Source organism: Breznakibacter xylanolyticus (genome assembly GCF_003254275.1).
In the GTDB taxonomy this organism is placed as follows: Bacteria; Bacteroidota; Bacteroidia; order Bacteroidales; family Marinilabiliaceae; genus Breznakibacter; species Breznakibacter xylanolyticus.
In genome coordinates this window covers 99,577-123,749 of sequence record NZ_QKZK01000005.1, presented here as the reverse complement: position 1 = coordinate 123,749, position 24,173 = coordinate 99,577, and the positions used below count along the sequence as shown (strand labels likewise).

The 24,173-nt window shown below is 47.1% G+C and carries 13 protein-coding genes; 3 read left to right on the top strand and 10 right to left on the bottom strand.

Going from position 1 to position 24,173, the window contains the following annotated elements:
* Positions 1-139: 139 nt before the first annotated feature.
* The 5 genes from rnk to ahcY form a co-directional block, all read right to left on the bottom strand.
* Positions 140-547, bottom strand: coding sequence for a nucleoside diphosphate kinase regulator (gene rnk / locus LX69_RS04420; protein WP_111444615.1), 408 nt, complete (start codon positions 545-547; stop codon positions 140-142).
* A gap of 297 nt (positions 548-844) precedes the next feature.
* Positions 845-1,849, bottom strand: a complete 1,005-nt coding sequence (locus LX69_RS04415; protein ID WP_170124234.1) for a phosphatase PAP2 family protein — start codon at positions 1,847-1,849, stop codon at positions 845-847.
* Between the two features lie 97 nt (positions 1,850-1,946).
* Positions 1,947-3,386: an asparagine--tRNA ligase gene (asnS, locus tag LX69_RS04410; RefSeq protein WP_111444613.1), complete on the bottom strand. Its 1,440-nt coding sequence runs from the start codon at positions 3,384-3,386 to the stop codon at positions 1,947-1,949.
* Positions 3,387-3,604: 218 nt separating this feature from the next.
* Positions 3,605-4,390 (bottom strand): hypothetical protein, encoded by a 786-nt coding sequence (locus LX69_RS04405; RefSeq protein WP_146260637.1) that lies wholly within the window; start codon positions 4,388-4,390, stop codon positions 3,605-3,607.
* A 135-nt stretch (positions 4,391-4,525) separates the two neighbouring features.
* Positions 4,526-5,929: an adenosylhomocysteinase gene (gene ahcY, locus LX69_RS04400; protein ID WP_221621273.1), complete on the bottom strand. Its 1,404-nt coding sequence runs from the start codon at positions 5,927-5,929 to the stop codon at positions 4,526-4,528.
* A 189-nt stretch (positions 5,930-6,118) separates the two neighbouring features.
* Here ahcY and LX69_RS04395 point away from each other — a divergent pair, with 189 nt between their 5' ends.
* A complete protein-coding gene (locus LX69_RS04395; RefSeq protein ID WP_111444610.1) occupies positions 6,119-7,606 on the top strand; it encodes a potassium/proton antiporter in 1,488 nt (495 codons plus the stop codon).
* Positions 7,607-7,927: 321 nt separating this feature from the next.
* On the opposite strand, the gene LX69_RS04390 is transcribed toward LX69_RS04395, so the two are convergent.
* The 5 genes from LX69_RS04390 to LX69_RS04370 form a co-directional block, all read right to left on the bottom strand.
* The gene (locus LX69_RS04390; RefSeq protein ID WP_111444609.1) at positions 7,928-9,184 is read right to left on the bottom strand and encodes a hypothetical protein; all 1,257 of its coding nucleotides are present in this window, start codon (positions 9,182-9,184) and stop codon (positions 7,928-7,930) included.
* Positions 9,185-9,331: 147 nt separating this feature from the next.
* Positions 9,332-11,008 (bottom strand): SusD/RagB family nutrient-binding outer membrane lipoprotein, encoded by a 1,677-nt coding sequence (locus LX69_RS04385; protein ID WP_111444608.1) that lies wholly within the window; start codon positions 11,006-11,008, stop codon positions 9,332-9,334.
* Positions 11,009-11,202: 194 nt separating this feature from the next.
* Positions 11,203-14,397, bottom strand: coding sequence for a SusC/RagA family TonB-linked outer membrane protein (locus tag LX69_RS04380; protein WP_111444607.1), 3,195 nt, complete (start codon positions 14,395-14,397; stop codon positions 11,203-11,205).
* A gap of 14 nt (positions 14,398-14,411) precedes the next feature.
* Entirely contained in the window at positions 14,412-15,239 is an 828-nt protein-coding gene (locus LX69_RS04375; protein WP_111444606.1) for a glycoside hydrolase family 16 protein, read from the bottom strand.
* A 186-nt stretch (positions 15,240-15,425) separates the two neighbouring features.
* Positions 15,426-19,379 carry a hybrid sensor histidine kinase/response regulator transcription factor gene (locus tag LX69_RS04370; RefSeq protein WP_245934935.1) on the bottom strand — a complete coding sequence of 1,318 codons (3,954 nt, stop codon included), beginning with the start codon at positions 19,377-19,379 and terminating at the stop codon, positions 15,426-15,428.
* 350 nt (positions 19,380-19,729) lie between these two features.
* On the opposite strand from LX69_RS04370, the gene LX69_RS04365 reads away from it, so the two are divergent.
* Both LX69_RS04365 and LX69_RS04360 read left to right on the top strand, forming a co-directional pair.
* Positions 19,730-20,533 carry a hypothetical protein gene (locus LX69_RS04365; RefSeq protein ID WP_111444605.1) on the top strand — a complete coding sequence of 268 codons (804 nt, stop codon included), beginning with the start codon at positions 19,730-19,732 and terminating at the stop codon, positions 20,531-20,533.
* A gap of 113 nt (positions 20,534-20,646) precedes the next feature.
* Positions 20,647-23,769, top strand: a complete 3,123-nt coding sequence (locus tag LX69_RS04360; RefSeq protein ID WP_111444604.1) for an ATP-binding cassette domain-containing protein — start codon at positions 20,647-20,649, stop codon at positions 23,767-23,769.
* Positions 23,770-24,173 lie beyond the last annotated feature (404 nt).

The window sequence follows — 24,173 nt, the reverse complement described above, 5'->3', positions numbered from 1 at the left end:
AGTGCGATTTACAAAAGAGACAATAAAAAGACAGATAGATTAGACAAAAGAGACGAAGAGAACGGATCTAAACATCTATTTTTCATCTCATCATCTGTCTTTGTCTGATATCTTTTTCTCTTCACTAAACGACATAGAATTACGAGTTGTAATCACCATTCGATTCGGGTTGATAAAGAATCTTTTCAATGATCATGCGCTTGGTGCCGGCCGGTACCGTCCATTCTATTTCGTCGCCTTCGCTGAAACCAAGCAGTGCCGTGGCCATGGGGGCAAATATTGATATCCGATGATTCTTGATGTCGGCTTCCTCGGGGTAAACCAGTTCCATGTCGACGGTTTGGTTTGTGTCGAGATATCTGACACGTACCTTGCTGTGCATGGTCACCACCGTCGCCGGTACTTTCTCGGGCGGTACTTGCTTGCCTTTGTTGATTTCGGCCATCAGTTTGGCCGTATTGACTGTCGCTGACGATTGTGACTTGGCGTTGCGGATGCGATCCATGATGCGATGGGCATCTGTCTGATTAATGATGAGTTGTTTCATAATCGTATGTATTTATCTTGTACAAAAAAAAAGACCGGAGTCCCGGTCTTTCAATGTTTTATAAAATTGATGGGATGTTTTTTTAGCAAGTAGGTGGGCGACATGGCAAGACATACGAACGCAGCAAAGCACAACACTTCATTTCTGAATGGTTGCCGGTGAATTGCGTTGATTTGTTGGGAGTGAATTGCATGGTTCGCTGTTCAATTTTTCAAACTTACAATATTCTGATGAAATTTCAAATTCTATTTCTCTTGAACCGGGGGCAAGGATTGATGTTATGAACCGACTGAAATTTCAAAATACGACCGACAGTGTGAGTCCTGAGGCATAGCCATCGAGAACTGTTGGTACCAAATCGAATTTGGGCTGTATTCTGTTTTGCATCATCATGGGTCTTTGTACTTTATAACGGCCCCGATTCACGGCAATCTTTCCCATGGTATAGCCCATGGCCAATGCCAGAGGATAATCGCCGGCCCAGTGAACACCGTTGTTAAGCATTTGATACCCGCACAAACCCATGAGAGTGTAGCATAGCGGTTTAACGAATTTGTACTCGGGGTAGTTCATGGCAATCACCGTGGTGGTCATCATGGCAGTGGCCAAATGACCCGATGGGAAAGCATCATAGGCGGGCACGGAACTATGGTAAGCTTGCAGTGACGGGAATGGTCGCCATAAATCTTTATCGTTGTTCATCATCGCGGTGCTTCGGCCGGTAAGATGCTTGAGCACCTGCACGCTGGTACCTACGGCAATCATTCCTTCGGTGAGCTGGGTGGCGGTTCGCAGGGCACGGGCGTCCTTGGTGCACCAGCCGTAGATGTAAAATCCCAGATTGACGCTCAGTTCGGTGATGCCGTCACCAATGTAATATAAGCTTGATGCCAGGTCGGTGGGGACAAAGAAAGAGACCCCTTCAATGGGCGAGATGTTTTTAGCATTGTTGGTCGCCTCCAGATTAATAAAGCGCCCAAACTGCTTGGCTGCTGCGGTAATTTCTTCGTCGTACACAATCAGGATGGCTGTAGAGGCCGCGATGGCTCCCATACCCCACAGGTTTTCCTTTTTCACCGCTTCGCCCGCAGCCAGGTAAATATCCTTAAATGAATTCCCAATAAACGACAAGGGCTGCGGCTTGAAATATATGTATTGTTCTTCGGGATTAATCACATACAACTGACCTCCTGATGAAATGTTTTCTTCCACCGAAGACTCATCAATGTATTGTATATCTTGTGCATGCAGGATGATGCCTGATAGCAACATCAGGAATGTGGCGAATGTGTGTTTTAACATAGTTGCTTGGCGATTAGCGAGTTGACGTGGGGAACGAAAAAAACACCAAGCCACAAAGTGAATTGGTGTTTTGAATAAGATGGATGAATGCAGTGTTTTAAAACTCGGCATTTTTAGGCGTTCTCGGGAAGGGAATCACATCACGGATGTTACCCATTCCGGTCACAAACAGCATGAGGCGTTCAAAGCCCAGGCCAAAACCACTATGGGGAACCGAACCAAATCGGCGGGTGTCGAGATACCACCACATTTCCTCGGCAGGGATGTGCATCTCTTTCATGCGGTTCACTAATTTGTCGTAGTTTTCTTCACGCTGTGAACCCCCAATGATTTCGCCAATTTGCGGGAACAATACGTCCATGGCACGAACGGTACTGTTGTCGGGGTTCATTTTCATGTAAAAAGCCTTGATTTCTTTGGGGTAATCGGTCAGAATCACCGGCTTTTTAAAGTGTTTTTCAACCAGAAAACGCTCGTGTTCGCTTTGAAGGTCTGAGCCGTATCCATTGATGGGATATTTGAATTGCCCTTTTTTGTTGGGTTTCGAATCCTTCAAAATATTTACGGCTTCGCTGTATGTCAGACGAATAAAGTCGTTCTCGAGCACAAAACGCAACTTTTCAATCAGTTCCATGCTGCGGTCTTCTTCTTTTTTGCCTTTTTCCTCTTCCTGAAGGCGTTGGCTCAGGAATTGAAGGTCGTCCATGCAATGGTCGAGGGCGTATTTGATGAGGTATTTCAGGAATTCCTCGGCCAAATCCATGTTGTCGTCCAGTTCGTAAAAGGCCATTTCGGGTTCAATCATCCAAAACTCGGCCAGGTGACGCGACGTGTTAGAGTTTTCGGCTCTAAAGGTGGGGCCAAACGTGTAGATCTCGCCCATGCCCATGGCCGCCAATTCACCTTCGAGCTGACCCGAAACGGTGAGGTTGGTGGCTTTGCCGAAAAAGTCCTGGCTAAAATCAATTTTGCCCTCCTCGGTGCGGGGCAGGTTGTTGAGGTTCATGGTGGTCACCTGAAACATTTCGCCGGCGCCTTCGCAGTCGGATGCGGTGATGATGGGCGTGTGAACGTTCACAAATCCTTTTGAAGTGAAGAAGTTATGAACGGCAAAAATCATGGCGTGACGAACGCGGGCGATGGCGCTAAAGGTGTTGGTGCGAAAGCGCAAGTGACCGATTTCGCGTAAAAATTCCAGCGAATGTTTTTTGGGTTGCAGGGGATATTCGTTGGCATCGCAATCGCCAATCACCTCAATGGCTTTGGCAACGACTTCAACTTTTTGGCCACTGCCTTGCGAGGCAATGATTTCGCCGGTTACCGAGATGGCTGAACCGGTGGTGAGCCTTTTAAGCAGTTCGTCGCCAAACTTCTCAACATCGGCCACGATTTGAAGGTTGTGAATGGTTGAGCCATCATTCAGCGCGATAAAATTGACTTGTTTGCTGCCACGGCGGGTGCGTACCCAGCCTTTTACTACTATCTCTTTCCCTATCTCGTCAGACTTCAGCACGTCCGACACTTTTGTCCGTCGCATATTTTTAAATTTTATGGTGATGATGATGGTTCTCTGTGATTACAGCCATGGAGGCTGTTATTTTTTGAGCTTGTAAAAATAGTCATTTGTTTGGATGCGTGGGAAAAACAGACATAAAAAAAGCCGTAACGCTTTGGTTTCGGCTTCTTTTTTGTCATGAGTGGATGGAAATTGTAAGCTCAATTGTCGCTTTTGCTGATTTATAAAAGCCGGGAGACCTATTTTTTTACAAATTGTCCCATTTGATTGTCGTAGTTGAGGTAGTAGTTTCCTTTTTTGAGACCGCCTACGCGCACGGTGGTTCCGTATCCCTTAAACACGATGTTGCCGTATGCATCGTAAATTTCATAAAGCGTTGATGACGAAAAGTTGATGACATCATCTACCCGATCGGGTGTGAAGGTGACTTTTTTAACATCGGAGAAAAAACTAAGTTCCTGAGAATAGCGAATGGTTCCTGCCTCATCGGTTTGGCGAAGACGAAAGCGATTGAGTCCCGAATGGAATCGGACTTCAGTGGCGTAACTGTGGCTTTGAGGGGTTCCCATGCCCATCACCTCGCCAATCCGAACCCATTTGTTCCACATGAACTGTTCGATATAATAGGGCAATTTGCCTCGTTCATTGGTGGTGAACCATTCCAACCTGTTGCCGTTTAGTCGCATGGTTTTGACGTTAAACGATGCCCGGGCAATGAGTGCCTGGGGGTTGACCACCATGGGTTTACAATCCGATTTGTAGCGAATGGTCACGGTGATGTCATCACCTATCGACAGCCCCAATCGGGTGAGGTTGATTTCAAAGGCACTTGAGTTGATTTCGTCGGTGGTGGTGAGCCCGTTGACCAATACTTCGTAAACGCAAAAGCCCACGCCGGTGGCGGCGAATGGGTTTTTGACAAAAATGCTTTCACCCTGATAATAACCTTTGATGATGTAATCGGCTCCCTCTGTTGGGATGCTGATCAACAAGCTTATCATCAGTGAAATCAAGAGGCGTTTCATGTGTGGGAGGGTGTGGGGTGATGGATATTGGCTGACGTTTCATGCAATTTAAGGAATGGCCTTTAACAAAGCAATAAAAAAACGTCCACCGGCGGGTGCCGATGGACGTTTGTCATGAGGATGTATGTATGGTCATTAATACCGATAGTGATCGGGTTTGTAGGGACCACTAATGGGAATACCCAAATAAGCGGCCTGTTCATCGGTGAGCTGCGTGAGTTTGACACCCAATTGTGAAAGGTGCAGTCGAGCCACTTCTTCGTCAAGCGATTTGGGGAGGGTGTAAACACCCACTTCGTATTTCTTGGTCCACAATTCAATTTGTGCCAGTATTTGGTTGGTGAACGAGTTGCTCATCACAAAACTGGGGTGGCCGGTGGCATTGCCCAGGTTCACCAAACGACCGCGTGACAGTAAGATGATGCTGTGTCCTTGGGGGAAGGTAAATTTATCGACCTGTGGTTTGATGTTCATTTCAACAATGCCCGGGTATTTCTCAAGTTTCGACACCTGTATTTCGTTGTCGAAATGACCGATGTTGCAAACGATTGCCTGATCCTTCATTTTCTCCATGTGTTCAATGCGAATCACATCTTTGTTTCCGGTGGTGGTGACATAGATGTTGGCTTCGGGAAGGGCATCTTCAACGGTGGTGACCTCGTAACCTTCCATGGCCGCCTGCAGGGCGCAAATGGGGTCGATTTCGGTCACCAGCACACGGGCACCAAACCCGCGCATGCTTTGGGCGCAACCTTTGCCCACATCGCCATAACCACAAACTAAAACCACTTTACCGGCTACCATCACATCGGTACCGCGTTTGATGCCGTCGGCCAGGCTTTCGCGACAGCCGTACAGGTTATCGAATTTTGATTTGGTCACCGAGTCGTTGACGTTGATGGCCGGGAACAACAATTCACCTTTTTCCATCATCTGGTACAAACGGTGCACGCCGGTGGTGGTTTCTTCGCTCACCCCTTTGATGCCGGCTGCGACTTTGGTCCAGCGGTTGCTGTTTTTGGCATACTCATTTTTGAGGCACTTCATCAGTTCAGCGTAGTCCTCACCTTCGTTGCTATAGTCTTTGTTGAGGATGGATGCATCCATTTCGGCCTGACGACCCAATAACACCATCATGGTGGCATCGCCGCCATCGTCAACAATTTGGTCGGGGCCTTGTCCGTTGCCAAAATCGAGGGCTCGCTCGGTACACCACCAATATTCTTGGAGGGTTTCACCTTTCCAGGCAAATACCGGAATGCCGGCTTTGGCAATGGCCGCGGCCGCATGGTCTTGTGTGGAATAGATGTTACAGCTGCACCAGCGTACCTGAGCGCCCAAAGCCACCAGGGTTTCGATAAGCACGGCGGTTTGAACCGTCATGTGCAGGGAGCCCATGATGCGTGCCCCTTTCAGGGGTTGCGTCTTCCCATATTTTTCGCGCAAGGCCATCAGGCCGGGCATCTCTTTTTCGGCCAGTTCAATTTCTTTGCGGCCAAACTCGGCCAGAGACATATCGCTGACTTTATAATCGTTCATTGTGTTTGCCATTTTGGTGGGTTGCATTAAAATTTTAAGGCTCAAAATTAGGAATTAATCAGATGTGATGAAAGCATAATTTCATGGTTCGATTTATACCCTCATCCTGGAAATAGAGACACGTGTTCGTTTTTTTCCTAGTTTTGTGAAGGTTGATGATGGATCAACAATAACCTGAAGATATTACGGATGAATCTGACAACAGAAAACAGTTTGTTAATTGGCTCTATATTGCTGTTTATATCGCTGATAGCCGGAAAAACGTCGTATAAGTCGGGGGTGCCGGTGTTGATTTTCTTTTTGGTCATAGGCATGCTGGCAGGTTCGGAAGGCTTGGGCGGCATTCATTTTAACAATCCCAAAATTGCTCAGTTCATTGGCATAATCTCGCTTAATTTTATTTTGTTTTCGGGAGGTTTTGATACCAACTGGAAGGTGGTGCAGCCGGTGCTGTGGCAAGGTGTGGTTTTATCAACCCTGGGGGTTTTGTTGACTGCCGGTGCTGTGGGCACATTTGTATGGGCGGTGACCGATTTTACCATTTACGAGGGATTGTTGTTGGGATCCATTGTGTCGTCAACCGACTCGGCGGCGGTGTTTTCCATTCTTCGATCCAAGAGTTTGGCTCTGAAACGAAACCTGCGTCCCATCCTCGAGCTGGAGAGTGGCAGTAATGACCCCATGGCTTATGTGCTCACCATTGTTTTCACCGGGTTGGTGTTAACCCCCGAAACCGGTTTGCGGAGTATTGTTCCATTATTTTTCATTCAGCTCTCTGTCGGGACGGCTCTGGGATTGCTGTTTGGCAGGATGGGTAAGTATGTGATTAATCGTATCCGCCTCGATTATGAGGGATTGTATATTGTGCTGGTGATCGCCATTATGTTTTTCACGTTTTCGTTTACCGACTTTGTGGGGGGGAACGGTTTTTTGGCCATTTATTTATGTGCCGTTTATTTGGGTAATCAGGAGTTGATGCATAAGAAAAAGATCATCAAGTCATTTGATAGTTTTGCCTGGCTTATGCAAATTGTGTTGTTTCTCACGTTGGGGCTTTTGGTGTTTCCAAGCGAGATTGTGCCAGTGCTTGGCATTGGGTTGGTGATTTCGGTGTTTCTCATTTTGGTGGCTCGCCCACTGAGTGTGTGGATATGTTTATATTTTTTTAAAATGCGGCAGCGCAGCCGGTGGTTCATCTCGTGGGTGGGTTTGCGGGGGGCAGTGCCCATTGTGTTTGCCACTTACCCCCTGATTGCCGGAGTGGAGAAAGCATACATGATTTTCAACATCGTTTTTTTTATCTCACTCACTTCGGTTCTCATTCAGGGGACGTCACTCTCGCTGGTGGCCCGACTGTTGCGCCTCACGCTCCCGATGAAGTCAAAAATGCAAACCCCTATTGATAAGTTGCTTTACGACTCCATTAAGTCCAGTCTGACGGAAGTGGTTGTGAATCGTTCTTCTCCGGCTGTTGATAAAAAGATTGTCGAATTGGGATTGCCTCCGACTGTTCACATTGCCATTGTGTTTCGCGATGGGCGATATGTTATCCCACATGGATCTACTGTTATCAATGAAGGAGACAAATTGTTTGTGTTGACCGAAAATCAGGAAGCTTTGGATTTGATTGCAGGATGTTTGGGCGATTGTGAGGATGATGCATCGGTGGAGGGTTGAGGAACCTGGGCATACAATCGTTTCCTGCCCTGCAAAAAAAATCGGCACGCGTGGAAAAATTTTTTCCACGGCAGGAAAGGAAGTTTTTCTGCCGTGGAAAATAAATTTCCACGGCAGAAAATTTCACCTCTGCCAGCGCTGATTTGTAAACAGTTCTACACCCACATCCTTTTTGCGGCCGCACCATCGCTGCACATGGTTTGATGCTGATGTTTCTTACCACGCGATGCCATCACGCGGTAGCGTAGACAAAAAAAAGAGACTGCCTCATTACTTGGCAGCCTCTTTTTTACTTAGGGAGGTTTGAATTCAAATACAGCTTTATTTCAACGTTACCTTGTCAACATAGTAGCCGTGACCCACGTAAAGGAACCCGTCCTGAGCCTGAATCAGATCCAGGGCTTCCTGGGTGAGAACCACATCCACCACGCCATCTTCATTCAAAATAACGGCATCGGTGCCCGGTAGTTTGGTCCACGATCCGGAGGTGGTTTGCAGCTCGCGACCAGCATCTTCCGGTTTTATCGAATAGTGAATGCTGAGGGTAGAGCCGGCCGAGATGGTGGCAAAGACATCTTTCCCAATCAGGTTGAATGTTTTGTTGGGGTTGCCATCGGCAAAAACCCAGGATACGTAGTGGTGACCATCAAACAAAACGGTTTCTGACGAAATGGTGACCGTGAGTTCGGCTTTGACGCTTCCGGCAGTGTAGAATTGCACATCGGTGTTGCCACTGGTTTTTCCGGTCAATGTGTAGGTGCCGGCTTCCAGCTTGGGACTGGTAAGAACCAATTCGGTGGCTGTTTGTCCGGTGAAGTTGGTGATGGTTTCACCGGCGATGGTCAGCGATGCGATTTGATCCATGTTGAGTCCGGCAATGCGCCATTCAGAGTTGGGGTTGGCACGATTGGCACCTTCGGTCACGAGTACCGAGCGGGTTACCGTCACGGTGTTGGCGCCGTAGTCGTTACCTCCTTCATCGACCAGGAGCACCCGGTGTACCCCTTCGCTCAAATCGGCAGGAACGGTGTATTCGATATGGTTGCCTTTTGCGTCTTCAATGTAGGTGAGGTCGCTGATGGTTTTTCCATCCATCACAATGTTTTTCACCACATTGAGGTTGTCGCCATAAAGCACCGCCTTGTTTCCCGGCATGATGAAACGTTCAAAACCTTTCACGGTTGCCCAGGGGTCGCCGGCCAATGGATTGACTTTTACGTTTCCTTCGCGATAAGTGCTTTTGCCGGCATTGGTGGTGACCAACACTTTAAAGAGGTAGGTGCCTGCCTTCAGGTTCATGTTGAGGGCGGTGCCCTTGTGCACTTCGTAACCATCAATCAGCCAGGTGACGGTGCTGTAAGCAGAGGGGGTCACCACCAGCTCCATGGTGAGGTTGGCATCACGGTTGATTTCGGCAATCAGGGGCAGTTGTCCATTTTGGCCGTTGGCAAAAATGGGGTCAAGAATTCGGGGTTCATCTTCCGTTGTGATGGTCTCGAAGGGATCCTTCTCGGTGCAGGCCGTGAAGGATAAACTCAAAGCCAGAACGGCCATCAGCATATATTGAAGTTTTTTCATCTGTTTATGATTTAGCCCCTAATCCCCCAAAGGGGGACTTAAGGGTGTTGTTTTATTGAATGATCAGGCGAAACTTGTCAATAATCATGCTCCTGTGTGTCGAAGATTTAGACATGGCTCGTTTCATCCGATCTATTTTTTTGAAAATTATTTTGTGACATCCCACCAAACAGGAGTGTTCCAACTGTTGGCACTACCCATACGACTCAGTGCTTCCTCGTAGTTTTTCTTGTTGTATGACGATTCCAAAACGGGATAGCCCAAACGTACCGGTATTTCAGAACCACCTGTAAGGAATTGCTCAAAGCCATATTCGGCCGGCGATTTCAGTCGGGGGTAGCCCGAGCGGCGCAGGTTGGCCCACCCTTCGGTAGGATTGGTAAAATGGAGCATCCAGGCCTGGGTGTTGATGGCTTCTTTTTTCTTTTCATCGGTGTAGCCGATGCCATTGGCGGCCATGTAGGTGTTGAATTCCGCATCGGTCACCACTTCGCAACCGTAGTTGTCCGACAAGAAATCCATGGCAGCGCGAACACCTTGACGGTACAGCTCTTCAGCAGTGCTGCCACCAATATTCCAGCCCTTGATCGAAGCTTCAGCCAACAGGAACTTCACTTCGGCAGATGTCATGACCACGCCCGGGTTGTTACCTTTGAGGAAGTTGTTGGCCAACTTGGGTTCGGTTTCGCGGGCAACAGCCGGATTGATGGCGGGGTTGCTTTCGGCCAGCTTTTTCAAAATGTCGCTTTCATATCCTGCAGGCCAGGGCTCCCATGAGTAGGCGCCCGGATCGCGGGGTTGAAAGGCGATGCCTTTGTCGATCATCTCCTGCGTGAGGTCGATGCGGTTGTCGGGACTGGTGGCACTCATGAGGCCATCGTAGTAGCAACGTGCAATTCGGAAAGTACGGGGATCGCCGGTGCTGTGCATTTGGTTGAAAAAGGTGGCACACAGGTAGCTGGGGTTGTTTGCCGGGTCGTTGCCAAAGAGGATTTGCGAGAGGGCATTACCGCGGAAGTCAGCGTAGGCTTCTTGTCCAAAGCTAAAGGCGATGGACAGGTAACGAATGAGTGCATCCTCGTCGGCATTACCCATCACGCCGCCATCGGCCTGAAGGGCGTTTTGAAACTCTTCCTGCGCTTTTTCGGGCGCCACATCGGAGATGCGCATGGCATAACGCAGGCGGAGTGAGTTGGCCAGTTTTTTCCATTTGTCCATATTGCCATCAAAGATCACATCACCGGTAATGCGGTCTTTGCTGCTGTCGAAAGCGTCAACGGCAGCCGTCAGTTCCGTAAAGAAATCGTTGTAGATTTCTTGCTGGGTGTCGTAACGGGGATTGAATTTGCTGTCGAGGTAGCCCATGCCGGCTTCGCTGTAGGGAGCATCGCCGTAAATGTCGGTGATGAGCGACATCATGTAAACCCGATAGATGCGCAAGGCAGAATGGATGTTCACTTTATCAGGGGCATCGGCTGTGCGTACCATGCCATCGGTGAGGTTTTTGATGGCATTGGTATAGAAACTTGTCCAGATGCGGCCCATTTCATTGTTATCGACGGTGTGCCGCCCACCATAATTGGTGGTATTCCAGGCTCCCATCAGGTGCTGATTGAAGGCAAACAGGTAGTTGCGATAAATCTCGACCATGCCAAGGTCGCCATACGTTTGCAATTGCGCGGTGGTTAACTGCGCGTTGGGGTCGATGGTAGAGGCCTTGGATGGATCGGTATTCAGGTTCTCCAGGTATTCATCGCTGCATCCGCCGATGAATAGCGCCGAAACCACCAATAAAACTGTGATATAATATTGTCTGAATTTCATGTTCGTTTTTTTATTTGAATTCCATTTCACTTGGTTAAGAGAAGAAGACATCAGATTTTTAGACAGATGATGAGATGAAAAAAGATATTTAGATGTGCTCTCTTCAGTCTTTTCTATCTGTCTGATGTCTTATTGTCTTCATGTCTTTTTTTGAATGAGATGAATTGTATCAGGATTGAAAAACCGTACGCGGCTTAGAATTTAATATTGACATTAAAACCATAGCTTTTTCGCGAGGGTAGGGAACCATATTCCATTCCCATTCCGGTGGTGTTGTTGTAGTTCGAATCCGGGTCGATGTTGGGAATGTTCTTCCAAACGATGAAGGGATTTCGGGCCACAGCCGACACGGTCAATCCTTTGACTTTATTTCTCAACAGGGTTGTAGGCACGTTGTATGTCAATGAAACCTCACGACACTTGATGTAGGAGTTGTCGTAGATGAACATAGAGGGGGCATTTCGGCTCACGCTCATCCAGTAGTCTTCGGGATTGATGTAAATGTCGTTGGGTCGATAGGTGCCGTCGCCATTGTCGATGACCCCGGGCGCAACATAACCGCCGGTGGGAGTCCACTGGTCGCCCTTGGCAACACCGGCTGCCTGACGGGCTTCTTCCGATTTGTACCATTCTTCGCGTCCGGCCAGGGTGGCTTTGTCTTTACCCGACTCGTGTGCAGCGCGTGCCGACATGGAGTAGAGGTCGCCTCCCACCTTCACATCAAACAATGCCCACAGGCTGAGATTTTTATAGGTAAGGGTGGTTCCCAAACCGCCGGTCCAGTCCCACGAGGCGTTGCCCAGCACGTGGTTGCTCTTATCGTATTGAGGCAAACCGGTTTTGGAGTCAATTAGCACATCGCCGCTTTCATTGCGCATGAAGTCAGGCCCCACAATGGAACCGAAGTTTTCGCCCACCATGGCAGCGACCTGCACATCGAGCCAGGCTGCTTTTTCAAGCTCAATCATATCCATGTCGTCAACCAGCTTTTTAACGACGTTGCTGTTTTGGGCAAAGTTCAAGTTTACATCCCACGAGAAGTCGTCTGTTTGAATCGGACGGGTGTTGAGGGAGATTTCAATCCCTTTGTTTTCAATTTCGCCGGCGTTAATCAGTCGGTAGTTGTAACCCGAGGTCCATGACGTGGCCATGCCCATGATTTGATTCTCACTGATTTGGGTGTAATAGGTCATGTCAAGCCCCATGCGGTTGTTTAAGAATTTCAGTTCTAAACCCGCTTCAAAGGAGTTGGTGATGGTGGGCTTCAATTCCTTGTTGGGAATGGTGTTATTGTCGATGAAACCGATGGTTTGACCCGGGTAGCTGAGATTTGATTTTCGGTAAACCAGCCCCAACTGGTAAGGGTCGGTATCGCTACCCACCTGAGCCCACGAAAGACGAACTTTTGCGTAAGGCAGGGAGTTACCCAACTGCAGCAATTCGGAAAACACAAAGCTTCCCGATAGCGAGGGATAGGTGTACACGTTGTTGGAAGCAGGGAGGGTCGACGACTGGTCGGTACGCAGTGTGGCATCCATGTACAGCATGCGTCGCCAACCTAAGTTGACTGACCCGAATGCTGAACTGATTTGTTTGCGGTAGCTGTATTGATTGATGCTGCTTTCGTTGAAACTCATCAGTGCCACCACATCACGAATTTGCATGTCCTGCGCAGTCACCACCGTGGTGAGATTCTCGACCTTGTACATGTTTCCACCCAGCGTTGCGTTGAAGTCGAAATCGCCCCAGGCGTTATTGTACAGTGCCAGCATTTCTACGTTGTACATGCTGTTGCGGTAGTTACTGTTTTGCAGGCGACCTGCCTCATAACCGGGGGTAGTGGGTGCTTTAAAGTCGTTGAACTCAAACCAGTTGAGTTCTGTCCCCACAGTGCCCTGCAGTTTCAGGTGGTCGTTGAGGTTCCAGAGCACCTTGCCGTTGAGACGGAACAGATCTTTGTGCGACTTGTTGTAGTTTTTGTAGATGTCCCAGTAGGGGTTCACGTTGTAGGGATCCATGCCGTTCCAGTTGGCATAGTTGCCGGCTTCGTCTTCGTAGGTTTTCAACCAGTTTTGGTCGTAAGTGGTGGCCAGGGTCATCAGGTTTTTGCCGATGTTTGATTTGCTGTCGCCCAATGCCGGACGGTTTTTAACATCTTCAAAGGTGTAGTTGGCGCTAAAGTCCAAATCGACCTTGCCCAAAGTGGTGTTGGTACGCAGGTTAAATACATCGCGGCTCATAAATGTCTCCGGCACAATGTCGTTGTTGCGCATGTCGGTCAGGGTGAATCGCACGCCTGTGTTGCCGCTTTTGGCATTGACAATGGCTGAGTTGGTAGCCGTATGACCGGTACGGAAAAAACTTGATGTATTGTCAGGGACAATGAGGTAGGGACGCTCAACACCATCGTAGTAACGAAGCATGTTGCCACCGTCGGCTCTCGGCCCCCAGCTTTTGTTGGTGTTGGATACCGCATCAATGCTATAAGTGCCTGAGCTGCCCATTCCGTATGTCTGCTGGATGTCGTCCCATTTGGCCAACTGAGTGTCAAAGGTCAGCGTTCCATTGTACTCCACGCTGAATTGCTCCTTGCCACTGGCTTTTTTTGTGGTGATGAGGATGACACCATGGCTGGCACGACTACCGTAAAGTGCCGATGCAGCAGGGCCTTTGAGCACTGACATATTTTCGATGTCGTCGGGGTTGATGCTCGAAACGCCATCCCCCAAATCGTAGCCTCCGTTGGTTCCTGCGCTGCCGTAATTGGTATTGTCCAAGGGCACACCGTCAATCACATACAGCGGTTGGTTGTTGCCGGTCATCTCAGTACTACCCCGCAGAATCACACGGGTCGAACCGGAAGGGCCGCCAGCTGTCTGGCTCACCACCAAACCGGCCACGCGTCCGGCCATGGAGTTGATGACGTTTGACTCTCCTGCCTTGGTCAGGGCTTCCCCTGCGACTTCCTCCAGACCATAGCCCAGGGCTTTGCGTTCTCTTTTGATCCCCAAAGCCGTCACCACTACGTCGTCGAGAACCATGTTGTCTTCTTCCAGCACGATGTTGAGGATCTCTTGGGTGTCGCTGATCACGATTTCCTGATTTTTATAGCCAATGGCTCTCACAATAAGTGTAGACCCGGCGGGAATGTTCAGCGAAAAGCGACCGTTCATGTCGCTGATGGTGCCGTTTGAGGGATTTTCCTTTTCAACCAGGGTGATGCCGGGTATCGGCCCCTGAGCGTCGCTTACTGTTCCTGAAACCTTTCTCTCTTTTTGTTGAAGTTGGAGGTTCTCATTTAAAGATGCACTCAGTTGCTGGGGACTTCCCAACAAGGTGAGCATCATTGTTCCGCAGAACAATACGTTTTTTAATTTACTTACTTTCATAGATCTTGTCGCTATTAATAGACTTTTACCCAATCGATGTACATATATGCTTTTTCGCCGTCTTTCAAGGCAGTCAGTTCACTGAGGTCGTGAATGTATGGAAAGGCGCCACCCACTGCTAAATTGAAGAGAATGAAGCAGGGACCTTGGAAATATTCGTGACGACCACTCAATGGGCTGATGTCAAATGTTTTGAATTTCACCCCGTCGATGCTGATGATGAGGTTGTTCTCGGTCCACTCCAGTGAATAGGTATGGTAAGCACCATCCTGCAAGCTGTGGATGAAATTGGCCGAGTGGTACTCCTGACGGTGCGATGCCAAATCGGCGCCGTAATGGATGGCCGTGTTGTAATAGGTTTCCTGTGTGTTGTTGGCAATGCCCTGGCGTTCGCCCATTTCCAAAATGTCAATTTCGCCGCAGGCAGGCCATTGTTTGTCGTTGTCACCCATCATCCAAAAGGCCGGCCATAAACCATTGGCTGTTTTGGGTAGTTTGATGCTGGCTTCGATGCGACCAAACTTAAAATTGAATTTCCCCTGACTGTTGACACGGCCCGAGTAGATTTTGTCGCCGTAGCGTTCGGCCGTCAGAATGAGCACCGATTTGCCATTGTCGGTTCCGACGGTTACGTTGGCGGGTTGGTAGGCCTGCAGTTCCTGATTCACCCAGCCCGGCGCGTGTGTTTCTTTGGTCCATACTTTTTCATCGAAAACGTCGAAATCATCCATGAACCGATGAGTTTCCTGCTGCTCCTCGAGTGGAGGATTTCCCTCTTCTTTGGAGCAAGCCTGTTGGATGAAACTGCTTGTGATAATTAATAATGTCAATAACCTCCTCATGTTTCCATTTGTTTTAGTGTGTGAAATCTGTAAGCATAGCTAAGCCATTCTCCTCATGAGAATTGAGGATGGCACAAATTTCCTAACTAATGTTAAAAGGAGGGTTTGATAGCTGACAAACAAGGTTTGAAAGCTATCATTTATGAAATGAAAAAACGGAGAGCATGAGGTGTGGAAAGGCCTCTGTTATTTGTATTTGCTGGGCTGCACCCCAAAATGTTGCTTAAACAGCGAACTGAAATACTTGGGATTTACAAATCCACAATCCATCGCAGTTTCGGTTGCGCCTTTACCATTTTTTAACATCTCAGCGGCTTTTTGAAGCCGAATGAGGCGAATAAACTCCTGGGGACTTTTACCGGTGAGCGATTTTAGGCGATTGTAAAACAGGGTGCGACTCATGGCCATTTCGCGGCAGAGTGCGTCGATGGTGAAGTCGGTGTTGCTGATGTTATTGAGAACCAAATGAGTGGCGCGCTCAACAAAATTGCGATCGTTTTCAGACAAGGTTGGTACACTTTCACTTGTTTGTTGTGACTCTTTATCACCGATCAAAAGGTCTTTTCCGACCTGTCGAAGGGCTTCTCGCATGAAAAATTCCCTTTGCCTTTTTCTGTTCTCAATCAGGCCTTGCACTTTCAGCTTTAGGATTTCGGTGCTAAAGGGTTTGGGAATGTAGTCATCTGCACCCTTCTTCAGCCCTTCTACGGTGGCATCGTGATTGGCTTTGGCGGTGAGCAATACAAAGGGGATGCCTGTCGTTTCGGGATTTTCCTTGATCATGCGACAAAGCTCATCGCCTTGCAGGCCGGGCATCATCACATCTGAAAGAATCAGATCGGGGTATTCGTGGCTGAGGCTGTCCAGTGCTTCCTGACCGTTGGCAACGTCAATCACCCGAAATTCAGCGTCAAAAGTCTGGCGAAGGTAATAGCGGAGCGTCTCGTTGTCTTCTACAATGAGCAGGGTTTCTTTGGGTTGTTCACCAATGTTATTCGTTAGCACCGGCTGTTCCGATTGGGTGACGGGTAAAAATCCGGTTGATCGGGGTGGAGTGACGGTTGTAGTATCCTGTATTTCACTGGGCTGATCGTAAGTTCTTGGCAGGATGATGGTAAAAGTGCTTCCCTTGTTCTCCTCTGAGTGAACCTTGATTTGTCCACCCATTATCTTAACGATGCGGGATATCTGCAGTAATCCGAATCCGGTTCCTACTTCTTGTGTCTTTTGGGCATTTTCGGCCCGATAGACTTTCTTAAACAGATATTTGTGTGCTTTTTTGGGGATGCCGATGCCGTTGTCTCTCACCGTTATGATGGCTTTTCGTTTGGTGGCGGTTAATCCCATTGTGACTTCGCCCTGTGATGGCGTGTATTTACAGGCATTAGACAGCAGGTTGTCGAGCAGCATGCCCAGCATTTGCCGATCCCCCCTGATGCCAACTTCCTCGTGGGGCAGGTTTAAATTTAAATACACCTGCTTACTGTCGCAGTAGGGCTGAAAGCTGACCGTTTCTTCCGTGAGGATGCTGTTGATATTCAGTGGGTACAGGCTCGCTTTTTGCATGGTGGTGTCTACCTTCTCAAATTCGAGCAATTGGGTGATGAGCGAGTGCAGCTTTTGCGTGTGGTTGCGTGCCAGGTTGAGGTAATATTGGGCTTTGTCATTGAGCCCAGCCACCCTACCAAGGTCTTCCAATGGTGCCATAATAAGGGTGACCGGTGTGCGGATGTCGTGAGCGGTATTGATGAAGAATTTGATTTTGTCTTCGTCGTGTTTCTTTTCAAGCTTATTGCTGTTATAGCGAAAAGTGTAATAGAGAATGGTGCCTGCCAAAGTAAGATATAATATCCAAGCCCACCAGCTGTTCCACCACGGTTGTGCCACGGTTAGCAAGAGCGTTTTTTCTTCAATCATCGCTCCATTGCTTCGACGCAAATTGCGGACTTTTAACAGGTAGGTACCGGGAGCGACATTGGTGTAACGAAGGATGCCATCGGCCGACGAATTGCTCCATGTCTTGTCGTAGCCTTCAAGGATGTGCTGGTAGCTGATGTCGCGCTGAAAGCGGTGATTGATCGATTCGAAGTGGATGGCAAAAGAGTTGTATCGGTAGGGTAACTCGACGACTCCTTTCGCCAGCATGTCGTAAATGTTTGGCAGCATGCTCTTCTCTTTTTCTGCCTCAAGATCATCGATGTTCAGTCCGGTTAAGCGAAGGGGTGCCCCATAGTTGGTTTGGCCAATGGCTTCTGGCTTTACAAGCACTGCCCCATCGGTGCTGCCATAGGCGAAGCGTCCGTCGGAAAGCCTTGCAAAGGACGATTTATTGTATTCTTTGTCTATGTCGCCCAGGTAATTAAGGTTCGATATGTCGTGGTTTTCCATGAGCGCCAAGCCCTTGCCGGTGCTCATCCACAAGCGCCCCTGGTCATCTTTTTGCACACTGTAAACATCGTCCGAGGGCAAGCCATCGCCGGTTGTAAAAGTTTTGGTCGCGCCGGTGTTGAGATTGTATAGAATTAAGCCACCGCCTTCGGTTCCCAACCAAACGGTTTGGTCTTGGTTAAATAACATCGAAATAATGTAGGTGCTGGCATTTTGATGTTGAAATTCGGGAAAAGAGGCGTAACGTTTTATGGTGTTGGCAGACTTGTTTACCAAATAAAACCCATTAACGGTGGCAACAGCTACCTGGTTGCGGGCAACAATCTCGATGGAATGAATCCATTTGATGTCGAAAGTTTGCTTGTGTCGCCCCTCTTTGTCGAGCAGCATCAACCAGCCGTTGTGACCTCCCACCCATATATCACCATCGATGTCCTGCCTGATGGAGAAAATGTAGTTGGTGGTGAGTGCCCCTTGCTGTTGGGTCAGATGTTGAAGCGGTTGTCCTTTTTGATTCAGCAGGTATACGCCATCGCCGTATGTGCCTGCCCAAATATTACCGTTTGGGGCGCGGCAAAGGGTCACCACTACGGTTCCTTCCAGCACATGCTGCCAGGTGTTGGTTCTTTCATTTAAAATGCTGATGCCGTTGTCGGTGGTAAACCAAAGTTCACCATTGCTACTTTCTTCAATGCTGTTGATGTTGTTGTTGGCTAACGAATGATGACTTCCTTTTACGTGTTTTAATATACGGGTGGAATAACTGGAACGAATGGCCACCGAAACGCCGCCTGAATAGCTGCCAATCCATATATTTCCCTGACGGTCGGTGGTGACGGCATAAATACCGTTCCCTCTCAGGTGAATGTCGGTGCTATCTTCCGTGCTCATTAGCAAATGGGGTTCCTTCGATTGCATGTCGACCGTGTAAACACCGCCACCATCAATCCCTACCAGTAAGGTTTGGTCATTGTATGCGGTGATGGCGCGTATGGGGTTCAAAAAGCCGGTGCTTTGCCCTTTCAATGGCAGTAAGATGTCATTGTTAAGCATCAATACCCACAGGCCGCTGTTGAAGGTACCAATCCAAAGTTCCCGGTTGACATGTTGGCAGTAAAGGCTTTGGACATCCTTATCCCTCACCAGCCATTTGGGCTCCTGGTTTGGAGCGAGTTGCACCACCCCTGTGGATGTGCCTACATATATTGACTCTGAATCGGCCACAATGTCATTCACATACTGATTGGCCAAAACGGTAATGATGCTGCCGTTTTTTTCTTTTTTATACAGCCCCTTGCTCAACCCCATCCATAAACTGCCCATGCTGTCCATGAATACTTTGTTGAGGATGATTTCTCCTCCAATGGCTTCACCCAACGAAAGCTTCTGTTCAAAGGCATCGTCTTTGGATGAGTATTGAAAAATTCTGCCGGTATGATCGTAGGCCCAAAGCCCGCCGTTAGGGTGGTACAGTAATCGTAGCTTGCGACCCGCCATTTCACCATGGAAAAGATTTCCAGGGAGGGTATAACTTTTCACCACCTGACCATTGTATCGGTCTATGCCAATTTTTGTGGCTACCCAAATGGCACTGTTCTGGTCTTCGACGATGGAAAATACCCGTTGACTGCTGAGCCCTTCCGAATATCCCAGGTGTCTGATGTCAAACATGTTGTTGGTCAGTTCGGCATTGGCCATCAAGGCTGTGAGCCAAAGTGTAGTTATAAGCGTGTATTTCAGTATGATGCCCATGTTGGTGTTTCAGTAGGTGGTAACGCTTTAAGGCTTTTTAAAGGAAGACCGAAAAGGTTCTGCTTTTAACAAATTAACGAAAAACTTTAATTTGACTAAGAGCTTTTTTTAAATCTTCGGAAGTAACCGCAAATTGACAGAACTCCCATTGATTTCACCAATATTCTGTCGAGTCATTCTGAACATGGCAGGACAGTCATCACAAATTTACGCACACCTTAATTTTTTTTAGAATGCAAGCAAAAAAAAAGATCTCAGATGGTAACAATTCCATTAAATTTAAAACCTCATTCATTAGAATGTTTCAAATTAGCACCTATATTTGTAAAAACTAAAAGAGATTCATTATCATGAGAGCATATTTAAAGGGCATTACCGTTTCAGGCACAGCACTTTTGATGGTGTTGGGCACATCATGCAATTGCAATCGTCAAAAGTCGGCCGACGAGAAAAAAGTGATTGAAAACAAGGTGAAAGATGTGGTGTATCCGTTACCCACTTCTTATGAAGTGACCGAAATGCTTAATCGCATTGGTGCAGCTTATATTCTCACGTTGTCAAATCCGGCTTCTAATGCCACCAAATACATGACTGAAAAGAGTCAGGCTTTAAACCTTGGTGTTTATGGTGCCGATTTGAGTTATGCCAGTACCTATCGTCAAAAACAGGAGACGCTTGATTATATGACCGCCTCTAAACGATTGATTGAGGAGTTAAATATTGCTGCGGCCATCGATCCCGATATCATCGATAAAGTAGAGCAAAATGCTGATAACAAAGATGCATTGGTGAAACTGATTACCGATTCATTTTACAACACTTATGCTTATTTGCAGAACAATGACCGCGCAGGTGTATCGTCTATCGTGATGGCCGGCAGTTGGATTGAGGCGCTTTACATTGCAACACACATCTCTGAAGATACTTATAACAATAAGGAGATGGTGAAAATTGTGATGGATCAAAGAGCAACGCTTAAAGACTTGATGGACATCATGACCAAAGATGCTGCCAGTACCGATGTGCAGGATGTGTTGACCGATTTGACTCCCATTCGTACTGTTTTCGATTCAATCGAAGGAGGCATTACCGAAGAGCAGTTCAACAGCATTCGCGACTTGGTGCGTACTTTGCGCAGCAAGATTGTTGCTTAACCATTTGTGAATTTCTCTCCTTTGAGGAGAGTTGTTGATATTACAAAAAAGGAGCTCTCAAAATTATCGAGGCAGCTCCTTTTTTTCGTATTTCCTTTAATCCAAACCATTTCATGAGTGAGTCGTTACTCGAGGCATTGATGCAACTCTTTGCGTTACTCACCGATTTGCAGCCGGGCGATAAAGCCGAAAAAGCACGCACTTGGGTGGAGACGTTTTTGCGCCGTTCGTACAGTGGTGAATACATTCATCAGTATATGAGCCGGTATGATGTGTATTTGTCGTCATTGCAACACGAAAACAGTGTGGCCCACGGGAGCCAATCGCGTGAAGATAAGGATCGTGACGAGGCACGCCGTTACCTAAAAATGTTAGACATTTGTCGTCACATCACTCTTGAAATGGAAGAGGAGCCCCGTATTATTCTTTTGGGACTGCTGATGAACTTTTTACAAGGCGAAGAAGAGATTACTGATGACGAAAAAAGTTTCATTGGGACAGTGGCTCGTGAGTTGCAAATCAATGAAAATGACTTTCAGCATTTGTCAACATTCATTCTCGGGAAGCCTTATGAGGTAAATGATCGTTCTGTATTGTTGTTAATTGCCGGTGAAGCCCATCCTGAATATGCAGATGTGAAGCAGATTGTGAACGATCGGCAGCAGGTGATGATATGGGTGTTGCACATTCGCAGCACCAATTCTTTCTTTTTTAGGTATAATGGTTCGCGTAACCTTTACATGAACGGCAATAAGGTTGAGCAGGACAAGGCTTATGTGTTAAATGCCGGTTCTGTGATTAAAACCTCCATGATGCCTCCGGTTTATTATGGAACCATTGCCGAAAAATTCTTTCAGCGTGAGGACAAGGGGCGCATCGTTTATCGCGCCATTGATGTTGAATATAAATTCAACAACGATCAAATTGGCATCCACCAGTTTAGTTTTGCCGGTCGTTCCGGTCAATTGGTGGCCGTGATGGGAGGTAGTGGCTCGGGTAAGTCCACACTGCTCAATGTGCTCAATGGGAATTATAAGCTTAGCCATGGTCGCATTTTTGTGAATGGTTATGATTTGCACAATGAACATGCGCATCTGGAGGGGGTGATAGGTTTTGTTCCTCAGGATGATATGTTGATTGAGGAGTTTACTGTTTTCGAGAATCTTTATTATAATGCTCGACTTTGTTTCAGTCATTTGAGTGAAGAAGAGATCACCAAGCTGGTTGAACGGGCTCTCAACGATTTCGATTTGGTGGAGGCTCGCGACTTGGTTGTGGGCAATCCTTTGCGCAAAGTGCTTAGCGGAGGGCAGCGTAAGCGTCTCAATATTGCTCTTGAATTAATTCGGGAGCCTTCTATTCTTTTTGTTGATGAGCCTACTTCGGGATTATCATCAATGGATTCAGAGAAGGTGATTGTCTTGCTCAAGCGTCAAACCCTTAAGGGGCGTTTGGTGATTATTAACATTCACCAACCTTCTTCGGATTTATATAAACTCATCGATAAATTGTTAATTATCGATCGGGGAGGGCACATTATTTACAGTGGTAATCCCATGGATGCCATTGTTTATTTTAAGCAGCAGGCCAATTATGTCAATGCCGAGGAGCGCGAGTGTCAGTCGTGTGGGAATGTGAAAACCGAGCAGCCCCTTCGCATTATTGAAGCCAGGATGGTGAGCCCCTCGGGAAAACCCATTCGTAAGCGTAAGGTTAAACCCGAAGAGTGGTATCAGTTGTATCTTGATAATTTTGAGAGCAAATTTGACTGGAAGCATCGTAAAGTGTCCCAGAAAAAGGATGCTTTGCCTCCCAATTTGTATAATATTCCGGGTCGCATCAAGCAATTCAAGATTTTTGTAATGCGCGATGTGCTTAAGAAGATTAAGGACAAGCAATATCTGTTGATTAACCTTCTTGAAGCACCTCTGTTGGCCATTATATTGGGTTTTTTCACCAAATATGTGGCCGGCACAGCTACCGATCCCAATGCTTATGTGTTTAGCGAGAATACCAATTTGCCGGCTTATTTGTTTATGAGTGTGGTGGTTGCTATTTTTCTGGGGCTCAATGTGAGTGCCGAAGAGATTATCAAGGATCGCAAATTACTCAAGCGCGAGAAGTTTTTGAACCTGAGTCGTTTTAGTTATTTGATTAGTAAAATTTCAATCCTTTTTACCATTTCAGCCATTCAAACCTTGAGCTTTGTCTTGATAGGCAACGCAATTCTCGAAATTGAAGGCATGAACCTCGCTTATTGGGGCATCTTATTCTCGACCGCTTGTTTTGCCAATTTGGTGGGGTTGAATGTAAGCAGTGGTCTGAACAGTGTGGTCTCCATTTATATTTTGATTCCCGTCATTCTCATCCCTCAATTGCTTTTTAGTGGCGTGATTGTCAATTTCGATAAGTTGCATAAATCCATCGCGTCCGAAGAGTATGTGCCCCGAATGGGCGATTTAATGACCTCGCGGTGGGCCTATGAAGCGTTGGCGGTAAACCAATTTGTCAATAACCGTTTTGAGCGAAAAATATTCCGTTATGAGATGGGCATGAGTCGTTCAAATTTTTATGCAGGAACGCTTATTCCTCAGTTAATGAAGCAGAATGAGCAATGTGTCAGCGATTTTTACGACAATGATGCCGGTAGTTTGGAGGTTGGTTTCTCTGTTCTCCGAACTGAGCTGAAAAGGATACAGGCCGATTGGATTCAGTTTCATCAGATGCTTGATCTTAAGGATGTGATTTATACACCCGAAACCTATGCACGGATCAAAGAAATGCTCGAAAAATGCAAGGCTGAGCTGAATGAATACTACAATCATCAGCGGGAGTTAAAAGACGAAAAAATTGCATCGCTCACTCAATCGTTAGGAAGTAACGAAGCGATGTTGGAGTTTAAACAGAAGCATTACAACGAAGCTTTGGCGACTCAATTGTTAAAGCGAAACGAATTGCGCCAAATTGAATTCACAGGCAAACGATACATCCAGAAGCGACATCCCATCTTTCAAACGCCATTGTCAAATTGGGGACGGGCTCATTTCTATGCCCCGGTAAAACGTCTGGCGGGTATGACCATTCCAACGGCTTGGTTCAATGTGATGGTGATTTGGTTTGGAACGGCCATTTTTTATGTGACGCTCTATTTCGACTTGTTACGCAAACTCTTGCATGTGTTCGAAAAGTTCAGGCTCAAACAAATTCAAAAACAGTTACAGAAAATCAGCGGTTAATGGCGTGCTTTGAATTAATGTGCTGTTCGTTGAATCGCAGGATTTTAACATGGTTTTGCCTTGTCAGTAGCACAGAAACTTTAGGTGAGAGGCTCAGAGTTCTTTAAGGGATGGTTTAAGTTCTTGCTATTCCCTTATGTTGTGATGAGTTAAAAGGATTTTTCCATGAATTCTTTGCTATGTAAAGCGACTTCGTCGATTAACACGAATTCCACGAATTTCCATGACTTGCATACGCAAGTCATGGAAATATCATAATTGCTTTTCAATTCGTGTAATTCGTGGATTCATTCATTGTCAGGGATTTCATTGCATGTGCGTCATCACAACATTCGGGTATATCGTTTTTAAGCTTAACCCTGTGCGTGAATAAACAAGGAGATAATAACTAAAGTGAGTTATTT